The organism is Bacillus sp. FSL R7-0672, from assembly GCF_038601465.1.
Taxonomy (GTDB): domain Bacteria; phylum Bacillota; class Bacilli; order Bacillales; family Bacillaceae; genus Bacillus; species Bacillus pumilus.
Genome location: NZ_CP152010.1, coordinates 1 through 17,177, shown reverse-complemented (window position 1 = coordinate 17,177; position 17,177 = coordinate 1). Strand labels below are relative to the sequence as shown.

Here is a 17,177-nt window from a genome sequence, read left to right as displayed (position 1 = left end):
CACAACAGTATAAATTTTATCACAATAAAGACAAAAAAAATAGACAGAGTCATAGACCCTGTCAAATGTAATTTGATTGTCACAATTTATCAAGAAATTGTGTAGTTTGGTGATTCTTTTGTAATTTGTACATCATGTGGATGACTCTCACGAAGTCCTGCACCAGTCATGCGAATGAACTGTGCATCTTCTCTAAGTGAGCGTAAGTCATGCGTTCCACAATAGCCCATACCAGAACGGATACCGCCAACGAGTTGATACACTGTATCAACGACTGGTCCTTTGTATGGTGTACGGCCTTCAATACCTTCTGGAACGAATTTTTTATTATCTTCTTGGAAGTAACGATCTTTACTTCCTTTTTCCATTGCAGCGACTGAACCCATACCGCGATAAACTTTGAAGCGTCTACCTTGGAAAATTTCTGTGTCCCCTGGGCTTTCAGATGTACCAGCTAGAAGGCTTCCAAGCATTACAGCATGTCCACCAGATGCTAGAGCTTTTACGATATCACCTGAATATTTAATTCCACCATCTGCAATAATAGCTTTACCATGTTTTCTTGCTTCTGTTGCACAGTCATAGATCGCTGTGATTTGTGGTACACCAACACCTGCAACAACACGTGTTGTACAAATAGATCCTGGTCCGATACCGACTTTCACAATATCTGCTCCTGCTTCAAACAATGCTTTTGTTGCATCGGCTGTTGCAACATTACCAGCAATGATATTAAGAGAAGGATACGTTTCACGGATTTTCGATACAGTGTTTAGAACACCTTGTGAATGTCCATGAGCAGTATCAATGACAACGACATCCACATTGGCTTCGACTAATTTTCTCACACGAGTCATTGTATCGCCAGTGACACCAACAGCGGCACCAACAATTAAACGGCCATGTGCATCTTTAGAGGAGTTAGGGAATTCGATCACTTTTTCAATATCTTTGATGGTGATGAGACCTTTTAACGTTCCTTCGTCATCTAAAAGAGGTAATTTTTCAATTTTATATTGCTGTAGAATTTTTTCAGCTTCTTCTAACGTCGTACCTACTGAAGCTGTCACAAGTTCCTCTTTTGTCATCACATCGCTAATCTTCATTGAATAATCCGAAATAAAACGAAGGTCACGGTTCGTAATAATACCAACAAGCTTTTGATCTTCTATGTTATTTACAATCGGTACACCTGAAATACGGTACTTACCCATTAGGTGCTCTGCATCAAATACTTGATGCTCAGGTGTTAAGAAGAATGGATTTGTAATAACGCCGCGCTCTGAACGTTTTACTTTATCCACTTGTTCTGCTTGTTGCTCTATAGACATGTTCTTATGAATGATACCAAGACCACCTTGACGTGCCATTGCAATCGCCATTTGTGATTCAGTCACCGTGTCCATTCCTGCACTGATAATTGGAATGTTTAGTTTTAATGTGCTTGTTAACTCAACTGATAAATCGACATCTCGCGGAAGTACTTCAGACTTAGCTGGAACAAGCAAAACATCGTCAAACGTCAAACCTTCTTTTGAAAATTTACTTTCCCACATTAGTAAATCCCCCTCTTTTCGGCAAAATATTATATGTAGATTATCAACTAGCAAACAGCATGTCAAGGAAGCAACAAACAGTTGCAATTTTTAGAAAATATAAAGAGAGTTGAGGAAGAAGATGAAAAGTTCAGGATGGAAGGATTTAAAACGTTTTTACTCACTTGAAACTTCCCAAAAATTTCTATATCAACAATATGAGAAACGGAACATTCAAGATGCAAACCAGCAAGCCTATAAAAACTGTGAACGGTTTATTTATTTTTTAAAGCATGGCCATACGTTCTACGAACAGGCAGCTATCGCCCCACTAGAACTGAAGCCCATTTTATTATTTTATGGAATGGCTCAGTTGCTAAAGGCATGTTTACTGACAGTTGATCCTCACTATCCTTCTCAAACCTCTGTTTTGGCCCATGGCGTAACATCGAGAAAGAGAAAGAAGCAGCACTACCGTTTTAGTGAAGATGAAGTAAAAATTCAGCGAAATGGACTATGCATGCATGTGTTAAAGCATTTATTTCATTTAAATGGCCTTGAAGATGAGCGATTTACGATGATTCATCTCCTTTCAAAGATACCTGAAATGAGTCATATTCTGGAGTTTCAAAAGCAGCCCTCGACATTAGTTAAAGTGGAAAAGGCCAATGGGATGATGATTCAAGATCATATTCCATTGCTTTATAACATGTCTGCTGAACGTTTTATTGAATACTTTGAGTTTCATACAAGTTGGAAACTCAAACTGAGAGAAGCCAAAAAGCTGACGTTTGATGTATCTCTAGAAGAAAACCCAGCGCTCGCTACTCATCTTCATTATGATTTAGAAATGGATCAATGGTATATTCCGTCAACGCGTGATTCATTTTTAGGGATTCCTGAGATTATCAGCCATTACTTATTAATGTATAATCTCAGTATGATTGCCCGCTACGAAACTGAATGGTGGTACGAGCTGCTGTCTCAATACATTAGTGATGATTATGTCATGATTGAGCGCTACATGGAGATTGCCGAAGAGAAGTTCCCAGCTTATATCATGATGCTGTTAGAAGAATAAACAAAAAAGACCAGTTCCAAATGGAACTGATCCTTAGAAAAGCTTGGCGGCGTCCTACTCTCACAGGGGGAGACCCCCAACTACCATCGGCGCTGAAGAGCTTAACTTCCGTGTTCGGTATGGGAACGGGTGTGACCTCTTCGCTATCGCCACCAAACCTGATGGAGAGAATGTTCTCTCAAAACTAGATAACAATGTTCAAGCTTCACATTAGAATATAGGTTAAGTCCTCGATCTATTAGTATCTGTCAGCTCCACGTGTCACCACGCTTCCACCTCAGACCTATCAACCTGATCATCTTTCAGGGATCTTACTTCCTTGCGGAATGGGAAATCTCATCTTGAGGGGGGCTTCATGCTTAGATGCTTTCAGCACTTATCCCGTCCGCACATAGCTACCCAGCGATGCCCTTGGCAGAACAACTGGTACACCAGCGGTGCGTCCATCCCGGTCCTCTCGTACTAAGGACAGCTCCTCTCAAATTTCCTGCGCCCGCGACGGATAGGGACCGAACTGTCTCACGACGTTCTGAACCCAGCTCGCGTACCGCTTTAATGGGCGAACAGCCCAACCCTTGGGACCGACTACAGCCCCAGGATGCGATGAGCCGACATCGAGGTGCCAAACCTCCCCGTCGATGTGGACTCTTGGGGGAGATAAGCCTGTTATCCCCGGGGTAGCTTTTATCCGTTGAGCGATGGCCCTTCCATGCGGAACCACCGGATCACTAAGCCCGACTTTCGTCCCTGCTCGACTTGTAGGTCTCGCAGTCAAGCTCCCTTGTGCCTTTACACTCTGCGAATGATTTCCAACCATTCTGAGGGAACCTTTGGGCGCCTCCGTTACATTTTAGGAGGCGACCGCCCCAGTCAAACTGCCCACCTGACACTGTCTCCCTGCCCGATAAGGGCAGCGGGTTAGAAGGTCAATACAGCCAGGGTAGTATCCCACCGATGCCTCCACCGAAGCTAGCGCTCCGGTTTCCAAGGCTCCTACCTATCCTGTACAAGCTGTACCAACATTCAATATCAGGCTGCAGTAAAGCTCCACGGGGTCTTTCCGTCCTGTCGCGGGTAACCTGCATCTTCACAGGTACTATAATTTCACCGAGTCTCTCGTTGAGACAGTGCCCAGATCGTTGCGCCTTTCGTGCGGGTCGGAACTTACCCGACAAGGAATTTCGCTACCTTAGGACCGTTATAGTTACGGCCGCCGTTTACTGGGGCTTCAATTCGCACCTTCGCTTACGCTAAGCGCTCCTCTTAACCTTCCAGCACCGGGCAGGCGTCAGCCCCTATACTTCGCCTTACGGCTTCGCAGAGACCTGTGTTTTTGCTAAACAGTCGCCTGGGCCTATTCACTGCGGCTTCTCGGGGCTTTAACACCCTAAGAAGCACCCCTTCTCCCGAAGTTACGGGGTCATTTTGCCGAGTTCCTTAACGAGAGTTCTCTCGATCACCTTAGGATTCTCTCCTCGCCTACCTGTGTCGGTTTGCGGTACGGGCACCTCTCACCTCGCTAGAGGCTTTTCTTGGCAGTGTGGAATCAGGAACTTCGCTACTAAATTTCGCTCGCCATCACAGCTCAGCCTTCACGGGAAACGGATTTGCCTATTTCCCAGCCTAACTGCTTGGACGCGGATATCCAATACCGCGCTTACCCTATCCTCCTGCGTCCCCCCATTGCTCAAATGGTGAGGAGGTGGTACAGGAATATCAACCTGTTGTCCATCGCCTACGCCTTTCGGCCTCGGCTTAGGTCCCGACTAACCCTGAGCGGACGAGCCTTCCTCAGGAAACCTTAGGCATTCGGTGGACGGGATTCTCACCCGTCTTTCGCTACTCATACCGGCATTCTCACTTCTAAGCGCTCCACCAGTCCTTCCGGTCTGACTTCACAGCACTTAGAACGCTCTCCTACCACTGTTCGTAAGAACAGTCCGCAGCTTCGGTGATACGTTTAGCCCCGGTACATTTTCGGCGCAGAGTCACTCGACCAGTGAGCTATTACGCACTCTTTAAATGGTGGCTGCTTCTAAGCCAACATCCTGGTTGTCTAAGCAACTCCACATCCTTTTCCACTTAACGTATACTTTGGGACCTTAGCTGGCGGTCTGGGCTGTTTCCCTTTCGACTACGGATCTTATCACTCGCAGTCTGACTCCCAAGGATAAGTCATCGGCATTCGGAGTTTGACTGAATTCGGTAACCCGGTAGGGGCCCCTAGTCCAATCAGTGCTCTACCTCCGAGACTCTTACCTTGAGGCTAGCCCTAAAGCTATTTCGGAGAGAACCAGCTATCTCCAGGTTCGATTGGCATTTCACCCCTACCCACACCTCATCCCCGCACTTTTCAACGTGCGTGGGTTCGGGCCTCCATTCAGTGTTACCTGAACTTCACCCTGGACATGGGTAGATCACCTGGTTTCGGGTCTACGACCACGTACTCATGCGCCCTATTCAGACTCGCTTTCGCTGCGGCTCCGCATCTTCTGCTTAACCTTGCACGGGATCGTAACTCGCCGGTTCATTCTACAAAAGGCACGCCATCACCCTTTAACGGGCTCTGACTACTTGTAGGCACACGGTTTCAGGATCTATTTCACTCCCCTTCCGGGGTGCTTTTCACCTTTCCCTCACGGTACTGGTTCACTATCGGTCACTAGGGAGTATTTAGCCTTGGGAGATGGTCCTCCCGGATTCCGACGGAATTTCACGTGTTCCGCCGTACTCAGGATCCACTCTGGAGAGAACAACATTTCAGTTACAGGGCTGTTACCTTCTTTGGCGGGCCTTTCCAGACCTCTTCGCTTATATCGTTCCTTTGTAACTCCGTATAGAGTGTCCTACAACCCCAAGAGGCAAGCCTCTTGGTTTGGGCTGTTCCCGTTTCGCTCGCCGCTACTCAGGGAATCGCATTTGCTTTCTCTTCCTCCGGGTACTTAGATGTTTCAGTTCCCCGGGTATGCCTTCTCATACTCTATGTATTCAAGTATGGATACTACTCCATTACGAGCAGTGGGTTTCCCCATTCGGAAATCTCCGGATCAAAGCTTGCTTACAGCTCCCCGAAGCATATCGGTGTTCGTCCCGTCCTTCATCGGCTCCTAGTGCCAAGGCATCCACCGTGCGCCCTTTCTAACTTAACCATTTCTTACTTTAGAAAGAATCACTATGTGTGATGAACTTTGCATTGCATTCAATGTGAATGTATTACTTATTGTTATCTAGTTTTCAAAGAACACGTTGGTGGAGCCTAGCGGGATCGAACCGCTGACCTCCTGCGTGCAAGGCAGGCGCTCTCCCAGCTGAGCTAAGGCCCCGATTTAATAGAAGATGGTGGGCCTGAGTGGACTCGAACCACCGACCTCACGCTTATCAGGCGTGCGCTCTAACCAGCTGAGCTACAGGCCCATCTTTCATATCGAAGATATGATGTTGTAGGATCTTTTGCAAGTTCCTTCAAAACTAAACAAGACGAAAACGCACACTGCTCCATATATCCTTAGAAAGGAGGTGATCCAGCCGCACCTTCCGATACGGCTACCTTGTTACGACTTCACCCCAATCATCTGTCCCACCTTCGGCGGCTGGCTCCATAAAGGTTACCTCACCGACTTCGGGTGTTACAAACTCTCGTGGTGTGACGGGCGGTGTGTACAAGGCCCGGGAACGTATTCACCGCGGCATGCTGATCCGCGATTACTAGCGATTCCAGCTTCACGCAGTCGAGTTGCAGACTGCGATCCGAACTGAGAACAGATTTATGGGATTGGCTAAACCTTGCGGTCTCGCAGCCCTTTGTTCTGTCCATTGTAGCACGTGTGTAGCCCAGGTCATAAGGGGCATGATGATTTGACGTCATCCCCACCTTCCTCCGGTTTGTCACCGGCAGTCACCTTAGAGTGCCCAACTAAATGCTGGCAACTAAGATCAAGGGTTGCGCTCGTTGCGGGACTTAACCCAACATCTCACGACACGAGCTGACGACAACCATGCACCACCTGTCACTCTGTCCCCGAAGGGAAAGCCCTATCTCTAGGGTTGTCAGAGGATGTCAAGACCTGGTAAGGTTCTTCGCGTTGCTTCGAATTAAACCACATGCTCCACCGCTTGTGCGGGCCCCCGTCAATTCCTTTGAGTTTCAGTCTTGCGACCGTACTCCCCAGGCGGAGTGCTTAATGCGTTAGCTGCAGCACTAAGGGGCGGAAACCCCCTAACACTTAGCACTCATCGTTTACGGCGTGGACTACCAGGGTATCTAATCCTGTTCGCTCCCCACGCTTTCGCTCCTCAGCGTCAGTTACAGACCAGAGAGTCGCCTTCGCCACTGGTGTTCCTCCACATCTCTACGCATTTCACCGCTACACGTGGAATTCCACTCTCCTCTTCTGCACTCAAGTTTCCCAGTTTCCAATGACCCTCCCCGGTTGAGCCGGGGGCTTTCACATCAGACTTAAGAAACCGCCTGCGAGCCCTTTACGCCCAATAATTCCGGACAACGCTTGCCACCTACGTATTACCGCGGCTGCTGGCACGTAGTTAGCCGTGGCTTTCTGGTTAGGTACCGTCAAGGTGCGAGCAGTTACTCTCGCACTTGTTCTTCCCTAACAACAGAGCTTTACGATCCGAAAACCTTCATCACTCACGCGGCGTTGCTCCGTCAGACTTTCGTCCATTGCGGAAGATTCCCTACTGCTGCCTCCCGTAGGAGTCTGGGCCGTGTCTCAGTCCCAGTGTGGCCGATCACCCTCTCAGGTCGGCTACGCATCGTCGCCTTGGTGAGCCATTACCCCACCAACTAGCTAATGCGCCGCGGGTCCATCTGTAAGTGACAGCCGAAACCGTCTTTCATCCTTGAACCATGCGGTTCAAGGAACTATCCGGTATTAGCTCCGGTTTCCCGGAGTTATCCCAGTCTTACAGGCAGGTTACCCACGTGTTACTCACCCGTCCGCCGCTAACATCCGGGAGCAAGCTCCCTTCTGTTCGCTCGACTTGCATGTATTAGGCACGCCGCCAGCGTTCGTCCTGAGCCAGGATCAAACTCTCCGAAAAAGTACAAAACCGAAGTTTTGTTTTTCGTCAGCGTTTGACTGACTACCTATGATGTTTCATAGGATTTTTTTATAAAAACTCGAATTAACAGGTACGTTTTGTCTTGTTTAGTTTTCAAAGAACTTGTGTGTCACTCTCTTAAATCGACCACTTAAATATATCATATATCTCTATCAACAGTCAACATTTTTCTTAAAAAACATTTTGTTTTTCTAAGAAGTTTTTACTGGGGAATGAGATAAAAAATAGAGCCTCTTTTTGCTCCTTTGAAAGATTAACACATATCTATGAAAAAAGCATTATAAATTTCAAAAAAAGTGATGTTTTTTCAAAAAAAATAAAGCCGGTGAAGAACCGGCTTTATTTTACTCAGATTGCTCTTGATCTGACTCTATATTTTCTACGTTCTCTTCATTATCTTCATCGTCTTCTTGTGATTGTTCAACTAATGCCACTGTTGCGACATGTTCCTCATCACCAAGACGGATTAGGCGGACACCTTGAGTGACACGGCCTGTTGTCGAAATGTCTGAAACGGCCATACGAATGATGACACCGCTCCCTGTAATAATCATCAAGTCTTCTTCAGCTTCAGCATTGGTCGCCTTCACTGTGATAAGCGGACCATTGTTGTCAGTGATCTTGCATGTTTTAAGACCTTTACCGCCTCGAGTTTGAACACGATATTCTTTTTCAGGCGTTAATTTACCATAACCTCTTTCAGTTACGATCAATACGTTTGCATCTGGCTCAAGGATTTCCATTCCAACGACGATGTCATCCTCAGAAAGTGTGATCCCTTTGACCCCAGCTGCCGTACGTCCCATTTCACGAACATCTGTCTCGGCGAAACGAATCAGCATCCCCTTTTTCGTCCCAATGATGATTTGTTTTTCTCCATTGGTTAAACGAACGGCCATCAGTTCATCTTCGTCACGCAGGCTCAGAGCAATAAGACCATTGTTTCGAATGTTTGCAAACTGAGACAATGTAGTTCGTTTCGATACACCGTGTCTTGTTGTAAAGAAGAGGTACGAATCTTCATCAAATTCGCTTACTGGGATAATGGCGTTAATCCACTCTCCTTTTTCTACTTCAAGAAGGTTAATAATCGGAATCCCTTTCGCTGTCCGTCCGAATTCAGGAATCTCATACCCTTTCGCACGATAGACCTTCCCTTTATTGGAGAAGAAGAGGATTGTATCGTGGGTCGATGTTGAGATCAGTTGTTCAACGAAATCATCCTCGTTGGTCCCCATTCCTTGGACACCTTTACCGCCTCTTTTTTGACTGCGGTATGTTGATGCAGGGAGACGCTTGATATAACCATTATGCGTCAGCGTAATCACGATGTTCTCAACAGGAATCAAATCTTCGTCTTCAATTGTTTCAATACCCGCTGTCACAATTTCAGTACGGCGAGTATCATTGAAGCGATCTTTGATTTCTATTAATTCTTCTCTAATGATTTCAAGTACTTTCTCATTGTCTGCTAAGATGGCTTTTAATTCAGCAATCAAATCAACAAGTCCTTTATATTCATCTTCTATCTTTTCTCGTTCTAGACCAGTCAAACGCTGAAGTCGCATATCAAGAATGGCCTGTGCCTGTTTTTCAGACAAGCTATAGTTTTCCATCAAACCATTTCTCGCAATTTCTGCAGTTTGAGAGCCTCTAATTAAAGCAATGACTTCATCTAAGTGATCAAGTGCAATTCTCAGACCTTCTAAAATGTGTGCTCTTGCTTCTGCTTTACGCAGCTCATACGCTGTTCTTCTGCGAATGATCACTTTTTGATGCTCTAGATAATACTCAAGACATTGTTTGAGGGACAAGACTTTCGGCTGTCCATCAACAAGTGCTAATAAGTTGATACCAAAAGACGTTTGAAGTGTCGTTTGTTTATAAAGATTGTTTAATAGAACATGAACGTTTGCATCTCTACGCAGTTCAATGACAATACGCATACCATTACGATCTGATTCATCGCGCAAATCTGTAATGCCATCAATCTTTTTATCACGCACAAGATCAGCAATTTTTTCAATTAAACGGGCTTTGTTGACTTGGTAAGGGATCTCATTGATAACAATGCGCTGTTTACCACTAGATGTTTCCTCAATATCCGATTTTGCTCTTAATGTGATAGAGCCGCGCCCTGTCTCATACGCCTTCCGAATACCACTTCGGCCAATGATTTGACCTGCTGTTGGGAAATCTGGGCCTGGGATGATATCCATAAGTTCCTGTGTGGTCATTTCAGGGTTTTGACTGATAGCCAATACCCCATCAATCACTTCACCTAATTGGTGTGGCGGAATATTGGTCGCCATTCCTACAGCAATTCCTGTCGCTCCGTTGACCAATAAGTTCGGGAATCTTGCAGGCATCACCATTGGCTCTCTTTCACTGCCGTCATAGTTATCTTGATAATCAATGGTATCCTTAGTGATATCACGGAGGATTTCCATAGAAATCTTCGATAGACGCGCCTCGGTATAACGCATCGCCGCTGCTCCGTCTCCATCGACTGAACCAAAGTTTCCATGACCATCTACTAACATATAACGATAGTTGAAGTCTTGCGCCATACGAACCATCGCTTCGTATACAGCGCTGTCACCGTGAGGGTGATACTTACCGATAACTTCCCCGACGATACGTGCAGATTTCTTAAATGGTTTATCACTTGTCATACCTAGGTCATTCATCGCATACAAAATTCTTCGATGCACGGGCTTTAATCCGTCACGCACATCCGGTAATGCACGCGACACAATCACACTCATTGCATAATCTAAAAAGGACGTACGCATTTCTTGGCTGATATTCACTTCGCGTACATTTGGTGTATGTTGTTCACTCACTATAAGAACCTCCCTTTACGTATCACATGAAATAAATTATGTGGGAGTAAAATATGTATTTATCTTCACAAGACTATTCTTCATTATATCAATAATCTCTGCTTTATACACATTAATTTACTAGAAAATCAACGAAACATAGAAAACCAGGACATTCGTTTCACAGGCCTAAATCTTGAAAAACAACCTTATTCCAAACAAGAAATAAGGTTGTTCTCAAGGGGACCTATCTAAATATCAAGATTTTTCACGTATTGTGCATTTTCTTCGATAAAGTTTCGTCTCGGTTCTACTTTATCTCCCATCAACATTTCAAATGTCTCATCAGCATCAATCGCATCCTCAAGCGTCACTTGAAGAAGTGTTCTCGCATCAGGATCCATTGTTGTTTCCCAAAGCTGAGTTGCGTTCATTTCTCCAAGACCTTTATAGCGCTGAAGTCCAGGTTTTGGTGTTTGAGGCAATGTCTTTAGCAGCTCATCTAGCTGTTTATCGTTATACACATACTCAACACGTTTACCTTGCTGCACTTTAAATAAAGGTGGCTGCGCAATATACACATAACCGTTTTCAATGATTTCACGCATGTAGCGATAGAAGAACGTTAAGAGCAGCGTGCGAATATGGGCACCATCGACATCCGCATCCGTCATGATCACAACTTTGTGATAGCGAGCTTTCTCTAAAGTGAAGTCTTCACCGATTCCAGTTCCTAACGCTGTAATCATAGAACGAACTTCGTTGTTCGATAGAATTTTATCTAGTCGCGCTTTTTCAACGTTTAAGATCTTCCCTCTTAACGGTAAGATCGCTTGGAAGTGACGATCACGGCCTTGCTTAGCAGATCCGCCCGCAGAATCTCCCTCTACGATATAAAGTTCAGAGATGGAAGGGTCTTTAGAAGAACAGTCCGCCAGTTTCCCTGGTAAGCTGGAGACTTCCAGTGCACTTTTACGTCTTGTCAGCTCACGTGCCTTTTTGGCAGCCATTCTTGCACGAGCTGCCATCACGCCTTTCTCCACAATTTTCTTTGCAGCATCAGGGTTCTCTAAGAGGAATTTCTCAAGTGCTTCAGAGAAAAGGGAGTCGGTAATGGTTCTTGCTTCTGAGTTCCCAAGCTTTGTCTTCGTTTGTCCTTCGAATTGAGGATTTGGATGTTTGATGGAGATAATGGCTGTTAAGCCTTCTCGCACATCTTCACCGCTCAAATTCGAGTCTCCATCTTTGAATACGCCATTTTTACGAGCATAATCATTGATGACACGCGTCAGCCCTGTTTTAAAGCCTGCTTCGTGTGTTCCGCCTTCATACGTGTTGATATTGTTGGCGAAGGAATAGATGTTGCTTGTATAGGAATCGTTATATTGTAATGCCACTTCAACCGTGATTCCATCTTTTTCACCTTCAATGTAAACGGGTTCTTCATGAACGACTTCTTTTGAGCGATTTAAATGTTCTACATAGCTCTTAATACCGCCTTCATAGCAGTATTCATTTCGTCGTTCTTTCCCCTCACGTAAATCTTCAATAACGATGTTGACACCTTTTGTTAAGAAAGCTAACTCACGTACACGGTTGGCAAGTGTGTCGTAATCAAATTCAATGGTTTCAGTAAAAATTTCTGTATCTGGCACAAAATGAGTGGTTGTCCCTGTAACATCTGTTTCACCAATGATCTCTAAATCTCCAACTGGAACACCGCGTTTGAATTGTTGATAATGAATTTTCCCATCACGATATACGGTCACGTCTAAGGTCGTAGATAACGCATTAACAACAGATGCCCCTACGCCATGCAGACCGCCAGATACTTTATAACCGCTGCCGTCAAATTTACCGCCAGCGTGAAGAACAGTCATAATAACCTCTACAGCAGGACGTCCCATTTTCTCATGAATCCCAACAGGAATTCCGCGGCCATTATCTTTCACTGTAATGCTATTATCCTTTTCAATTTGCACCGTAATATCTGTGCAATATCCAGCTAAAGCCTCATCAATACTGTTGTCGACAATTTCCCATACAAGATGGTGAAGTCCTTTTGCACTGGTTGACCCAATGTACATTCCTGGACGTTTTCTAACAGCTTCTAGTCCTTCAAGCACCTGTATCTGATTTTCATCATAACTATTATGTTGCTGTTCCATTGCCACGTACATTCACCTACACTTTTCTTAAACGATATATTTATATGAATTGAGCTTTTAGACTTCAATTTCAATCACAAATGAAGCACGTTTTTTGAGCGTGCTTGAGGAAAGAGGAGAGTAATAAACAGATTTAGTTGTGACGACGATGGATTTGGGTGTCCCTTGTGATAACGAAATGATTTGTCCTTCTTGTTTTTGGAGAAACTCTTCTACAACAGAAGACGACCTCATTTTGTAATCAACAATTGCGACAATCTCTCGTGTAGAAACAACACAATCATCACCTAAATGAATATACAAGACCCACACCTCATTTATCAGTCAATTACTTTTCCACTGGCTACTCTGAAAATTTCCGCTTCTTTCAAGGTGGCGTGATCGATGCCTTCAACACTTGTTGTGGTGACGAAGGTCTGTACACGTCCCTGAATGGTATGGAGCAAATGAGACTGTCTGTAATCATCAAGTTCAGATAAAACATCATCGAGTAGAAGAATGGGATATTCTCCAATCTCTTCGTGTATCAAGTCGATTTCTGCCAGCTTTAGTGAAAGAGCTGTTGTTCTTTGCTGCCCTTGAGAGCCATATGTCTGAACATCCCGACCATTCACAAAGAAAAGAAGGTCATCTCTGTGAGGTCCCCACAGCGTCACTCCTCGGTCTATTTCTCTGTCTCTTAGTTTCTGAAACGATTCTTCATAGCTATTCTTTATTTTCGACAAGTCTGACGCTTCTGATACCTCTATCGCCGTGTGGTATTGGAGCGTGAGTGTTTCTAGCTCTCTAGAAATGCCAAAATGCAACGGCTGCGCCCATTTTTCAAGCTGTTTCGTAAAAGTCAGTCGTCTTTTGACAACTTTCGCTGCCGCATCAATCAACTGCTCTGTTAAAACCTCCAGCATCGCTTGATCCTTTTGCTTTCTTGTCTGCAATTGTTTCAAGTAATGATTCCGCTGAGAGAGAATTTTTTGATAGAGCGATAAATCATGCAAGTAGACAGCAGAAACTTGTCCAATCTCCATATCGAGAAATCTTCTGCGGATTTGCGGGCTGCCCTTTACAAGACTTAAGTCCTCTGGTGCAAACATGATGGTATTTAACGCACCAACATAATGACTGAGCTTCTGTTGTTCAATGTGATTGACCTTGCCCCTTTTCCCTTTTTTTGAGATCACGAGCTGCATTGGGAGTGGACCATTTTTTTTGATGACTCTACCTTCTATTTTAGCATAGTCTTGGTCCCATCGGATAAGTTCTTTATCATTTGACGTACGATGCGACTTTGCCATCGACAATACATAGATCGCTTCCATCAAGTTCGTTTTACCTTGGGCATTCTCACCGATCATGACATTCACCTTGTTGTCGAATTGAAGCTCGGTGTGTTCATAGTTTCGGTATGAAGTTAACGCCAGACTTTGAATGTACATGTATTGTCACCCGTTTCTAATTCACAACTTGAAATGTGCCATAACCTTCTATCTCGACAACATCTCCTGGGTATAGTTTGCGTCCCCGTCTATTATCTGGCTCTTGATTAATGAACACCTCATGTTCACTTAAAAACCATTTCGCCATTCCGCCAGATTGGATAACTTCGGCTAATTTCAAAAATTGCCCTAATGTAATCATTTCTTTCTCAATGGTTATAAGATTAGGCATTGTATCGACCTCTTTCAATATCACTAATATCTAATTGTACTAAAAAACAAGACAAGAAGGAAAGGGGGAAAGCGAACTGGGATGAAAGAAAGTATGGTAAACGAGAAGAAAAGCTGCTGTGCACTCTCACAGCAGCTATTTTAGATTGAATTAATATGTTCTGACTGGAAGAATCAACTGCAAGATTGAATCATCATTTGGCGTGCGCAATAGGAACGGTCTCATGGCTCCAGTGAAGCTTACATGAATTTCAGTTCCCTCTAATACTTTTAACGCATCTAGCATATATTTTGGACTGAAGGAGATTTTGAGGTCCTCCCCTTTAATGTCATCTGCTTGAACCGTTTCGACTACTTTACCAATTTCAGGTGAATTAGAAGAAATCTCAAGGCTTTGTTCAGGATCAGCTGACAGCTTTACGACGTTATTGCGCCCTTCTCTTGCCAAAAGTGATGCACGATCAATGGCTTGAAGGAATTCCTTCGTGTTGACCACGACATCCGTTTTACTTTCCTGCGGGATCAGGCGAGCTGTATCTGGATAATTACCATCCAGCAATCTTGAGAAGAACAACACGTTTTGTGCTTTAAAGAGAACTTGCGTTTCTGTAATTACGATGCTCACAAGATCTTGTCCGTCATCAAGGATTCTACTTAACTCTGTTAAACTTTTCCCTGGAATCACGACATTGTATGAGCTTTCCTCGTCAATATCCAACTTTGCTTTTCTTAAAGCAAGACGGTGGCTATCCGTCGCTGTGCATATTAATTCACCTTTTTCCACCCTCCAGTTTACACCTGTCAAGATAGGTCGTGTTTCTGAGGTGGACACTGCAAAAACGGTTTGACGAATTAAGTTTTTAAGCAAGTCTGTCGGAATTTGAAATGCATGATGCTCTTCAATTTGCGGAAGATGCGGATATTCCTCAGCATCTAAGCCGTTTAAGTTAAATTCCGCTGAACCAGAACGGATGATGGTGAGGTGATTTTGTTCTACTTCAATTTCGACAGTAGCCATTGGCAGTTTCTTCACAATTTCACTAAAGAAGCGGGCCTGAAGCACAATACTCCCTGGACGATCAATCGTGATCACTTCTAAATCTCCATCTCTTAGAGAAATAAAGGATTCAATTGAGATATCGGAGTCACTTCCTGTGAGAGAAACCCCCTCATCAGATGCAACAATTTTTATCCCTGTCAAAATAGGTATCGTTGTTCTAGAGGATACGGCCTTTAATACATCTTGGACACTTTCGACAAGACGATCTTTTTGAATCGTGAATTTCATAGTGGTCCTCCTAAATTTTCTTAATGACATGTATATATATTTTATTAATAAAAATCGTAGAAGTAATAGTAGGGCTTGTGAATATGTGGATAAGTCGGTAAAAAGAAAGGAAAGACAGCCTATCCACATGTGGACAGACTGTGTATGACTATGCTCTAGTTATTCACATTTTCCCGTACTTATTATATCAGCTAGGTTATTTCAATTGTTCTTTTATTTCTTTCACATGCTGCTGAAGCTGTTCATCTTCAACGATTAATTTCGAAATCTTCTCATGAGCATGAATGACAGTCGTATGATCACGACCTCCAAATTCTTCTCCTATTTTAGGCAGAGAGGAATCGGTCATTTCTCTAGAGAGATACATGGCAATTTGTCTTGGATAAGCAACTGACTTCGTACGTTTCTTCGCTTTGAAATCCTCTAAACGAATATTAAATTGCTGCCCTACAATTCTTTGAATATCTTTAATTGTAATGATCCTTGGCTTCGACGAAGGAATGATGTCCTTTAGCGCCTCAGCTGCTAGATCCGCATTGATGTCTTTATTAATTAAAGAAGAGTAAGCAACGACACGAATCAAAGCACCCTCCAGTTCACGAATATTGCTGTCGATTTGATTGGCAATATAAAGCATGACTTCATTTGGAATGTCTAAGCCTTCTGCTTTTGCTTTTTTTCGTAAAATTGCAATACGTGTTTCTAAATCTGGCGGGGTAATGTCTGTGATTAAGCCCCATTCGAATCGAGAGCGTAATCTGTCTTCAAGTGTCGGAATTTCTTTCGGCGGCCGATCACTAGAAATGACGATTTGCTTACTTTCTTCGTGAAGTGTGTTGAATGTATGGAAAAACTCTTCTTGTGTTTGTTCTTTTCCTGCTAAAAATTGAATATCATCTATCAAAAGCACATCGACATTCCGATAGCGATTACGGAAATCGACAGCTTTGTTGTCTCGGATTGAGTTGATAAATTCATTTGTAAATTTTTCAGATGATAGATAGACCACTTTGGCTGATGGATTATGGTCGATGACATAATGACCAATCGCATGCATCAAGTGAGTCTTTCCTAAACCAACGCCCCCATAAATAAAGAGCGGATTATATGCTTTTGCTGGTGCTTCCGCAACTGCAAGTGAAGCGGCATGCGCAAATCGGTTGCCTGAACCAATAACAAAAGTATCAAATGTATATTTTGGATTCAGCATATTTTGTGGAATATCGACGGGATCTTCTTTAGACATTTTTTTAATTGGAGACTTTGGCATAGCTTCCACTTCATCTTGATTTTGAGGAATGATAAATTTAATGCTGAGCTCTTCACCTGTCAGTTCGTAGATGGTATCAGCAATTAAGTGAAGATATCTTGATTCCAGCCAGTCTCTAGCAAATTCATTAGGTGCCGTAATTGTGAGCGTATCACCTTGAAGAGAATGGGCTTTTGTCGATTTCATCCATGTCTCAAAACTGGGTTTGCTCAACTTTGTCTCTATTTTTTGAAGTGCTTTATTCCAGAGATCCAAAATATTTTCCAT

Annotated in this window: 9 protein-coding genes, 2 tRNA genes and 3 rRNA genes; 1 reads left to right on the top strand and 13 read right to left on the bottom strand. The window is 43.8% G+C overall.

Annotated elements, in window-relative coordinates:
* Nucleotides 1–89 precede the first annotated feature (89 nt).
* On the bottom strand, nt 90–1,556 hold the full coding sequence (gene guaB, locus MKY18_RS00070; protein ID WP_342497655.1) for an IMP dehydrogenase: 1,467 nt from the start codon (nt 1,554–1,556) through the stop codon (nt 90–92).
* A gap of 121 nt (nt 1,557–1,677) precedes the next feature.
* On the opposite strand from guaB, the gene MKY18_RS00065 reads away from it, so the two are divergent.
* A complete protein-coding gene (locus MKY18_RS00065) occupies nt 1,678–2,616 on the top strand; it encodes a YaaC family protein (RefSeq protein ID WP_065097778.1) in 939 nt (312 codons plus the stop codon).
* A 41-nt stretch (nt 2,617–2,657) separates the two neighbouring features.
* Here the strand turns inward: MKY18_RS00065 and rrf are convergent.
* The 12 genes from rrf to dnaA form a co-directional block, all read right to left on the bottom strand.
* Nucleotides 2,658–2,773: ribosomal RNA gene (gene rrf, locus MKY18_RS00060) — 5S ribosomal RNA — on the bottom strand.
* Between the two features lie 61 nt (nt 2,774–2,834).
* Nucleotides 2,835–5,765: ribosomal RNA gene (locus MKY18_RS00055) — 23S ribosomal RNA — on the bottom strand.
* A gap of 98 nt (nt 5,766–5,863) precedes the next feature.
* Nucleotides 5,864–5,939: transfer RNA gene (locus MKY18_RS00050), tRNA-Ala, on the bottom strand.
* Nucleotides 5,940–5,953: 14 nt separating this feature from the next.
* Nucleotides 5,954–6,030: transfer RNA gene (locus MKY18_RS00045), tRNA-Ile, on the bottom strand.
* A gap of 95 nt (nt 6,031–6,125) precedes the next feature.
* Nucleotides 6,126–7,674, bottom strand: a 16S ribosomal RNA gene (locus tag MKY18_RS00040).
* Together the 16S, 23S and 5S rRNA genes with 2 tRNA genes alongside form the textbook arrangement of a ribosomal RNA operon.
* Before the next feature lie 365 nt (nt 7,675–8,039).
* Nucleotides 8,040–10,541: a DNA gyrase subunit A gene (gene gyrA / locus MKY18_RS00035; RefSeq protein ID WP_065097564.1), complete on the bottom strand. Its 2,502-nt coding sequence runs from the start codon at nt 10,539–10,541 to the stop codon at nt 8,040–8,042.
* Nucleotides 10,542–10,771: 230 nt separating this feature from the next.
* On the bottom strand, nt 10,772–12,688 hold the full coding sequence (gene gyrB / locus MKY18_RS00030; RefSeq protein ID WP_044139139.1) for a DNA topoisomerase (ATP-hydrolyzing) subunit B: 1,917 nt from the start codon (nt 12,686–12,688) through the stop codon (nt 10,772–10,774).
* Between the two features lie 57 nt (nt 12,689–12,745).
* Entirely contained in the window at nt 12,746–12,991 is a 246-nt protein-coding gene (locus MKY18_RS00025) for an extracellular matrix/biofilm biosynthesis regulator RemA family protein (protein WP_041815080.1), read from the bottom strand.
* Between the two features lie 17 nt (nt 12,992–13,008).
* Nucleotides 13,009–14,121: a DNA replication/repair protein RecF gene (recF, locus tag MKY18_RS00020; protein ID WP_044139026.1), complete on the bottom strand. Its 1,113-nt coding sequence runs from the start codon at nt 14,119–14,121 to the stop codon at nt 13,009–13,011.
* Between the two features lie 16 nt (nt 14,122–14,137).
* Nucleotides 14,138–14,353: a S4 domain-containing protein YaaA gene (gene yaaA, locus MKY18_RS00015; protein WP_003215257.1), complete on the bottom strand. Its 216-nt coding sequence runs from the start codon at nt 14,351–14,353 to the stop codon at nt 14,138–14,140.
* Nucleotides 14,354–14,503: 150 nt separating this feature from the next.
* The gene (dnaN, locus tag MKY18_RS00010) at nt 14,504–15,640 is read right to left on the bottom strand and encodes a DNA polymerase III subunit beta (RefSeq protein ID WP_044139028.1); all 1,137 of its coding nucleotides are present in this window, start codon (nt 15,638–15,640) and stop codon (nt 14,504–14,506) included.
* Nucleotides 15,641–15,836: 196 nt separating this feature from the next.
* Nucleotides 15,837–17,177: a chromosomal replication initiator protein DnaA gene (gene dnaA / locus MKY18_RS00005; RefSeq protein WP_003214781.1), complete on the bottom strand. Its 1,341-nt coding sequence runs from the start codon at nt 17,175–17,177 to the stop codon at nt 15,837–15,839.

What these genes read in the sequence shown, in the direction of transcription:
- guaB (WP_342497655.1), bottom strand. Translation starts at nt 1,556, where the DNA reads ATGTGGGAAAGTAAATTTTCAAAAGAAGGTTTGACGTTTGACGATGTT.
- MKY18_RS00065 (WP_065097778.1), top strand. Translation starts at nt 1,678, where the DNA reads ATGAAAAGTTCAGGATGGAAGGATTTAAAACGTTTTTACTCACTTGAA.
- gyrB (WP_044139139.1), bottom strand. Translation starts at nt 12,688, where the DNA reads ATGGAACAGCAACATAATAGTTATGATGAAAATCAGATACAGGTGCTT.
- recF (WP_044139026.1), bottom strand. Translation starts at nt 14,121, where the DNA reads ATGTACATTCAAAGTCTGGCGTTAACTTCATACCGAAACTATGAACAC.
- yaaA (WP_003215257.1), bottom strand. Translation starts at nt 14,353, where the DNA reads ATGCCTAATCTTATAACCATTGAGAAAGAAATGATTACATTAGGGCAA.
- dnaN (WP_044139028.1), bottom strand. Translation starts at nt 15,640, where the DNA reads ATGAAATTCACGATTCAAAAAGATCGTCTTGTCGAAAGTGTCCAAGAT.
- dnaA (WP_003214781.1), bottom strand. Translation starts at nt 17,177, where the DNA reads ATGGAAAATATTTTGGATCTCTGGAATAAAGCACTTCAAAAAATAGAG.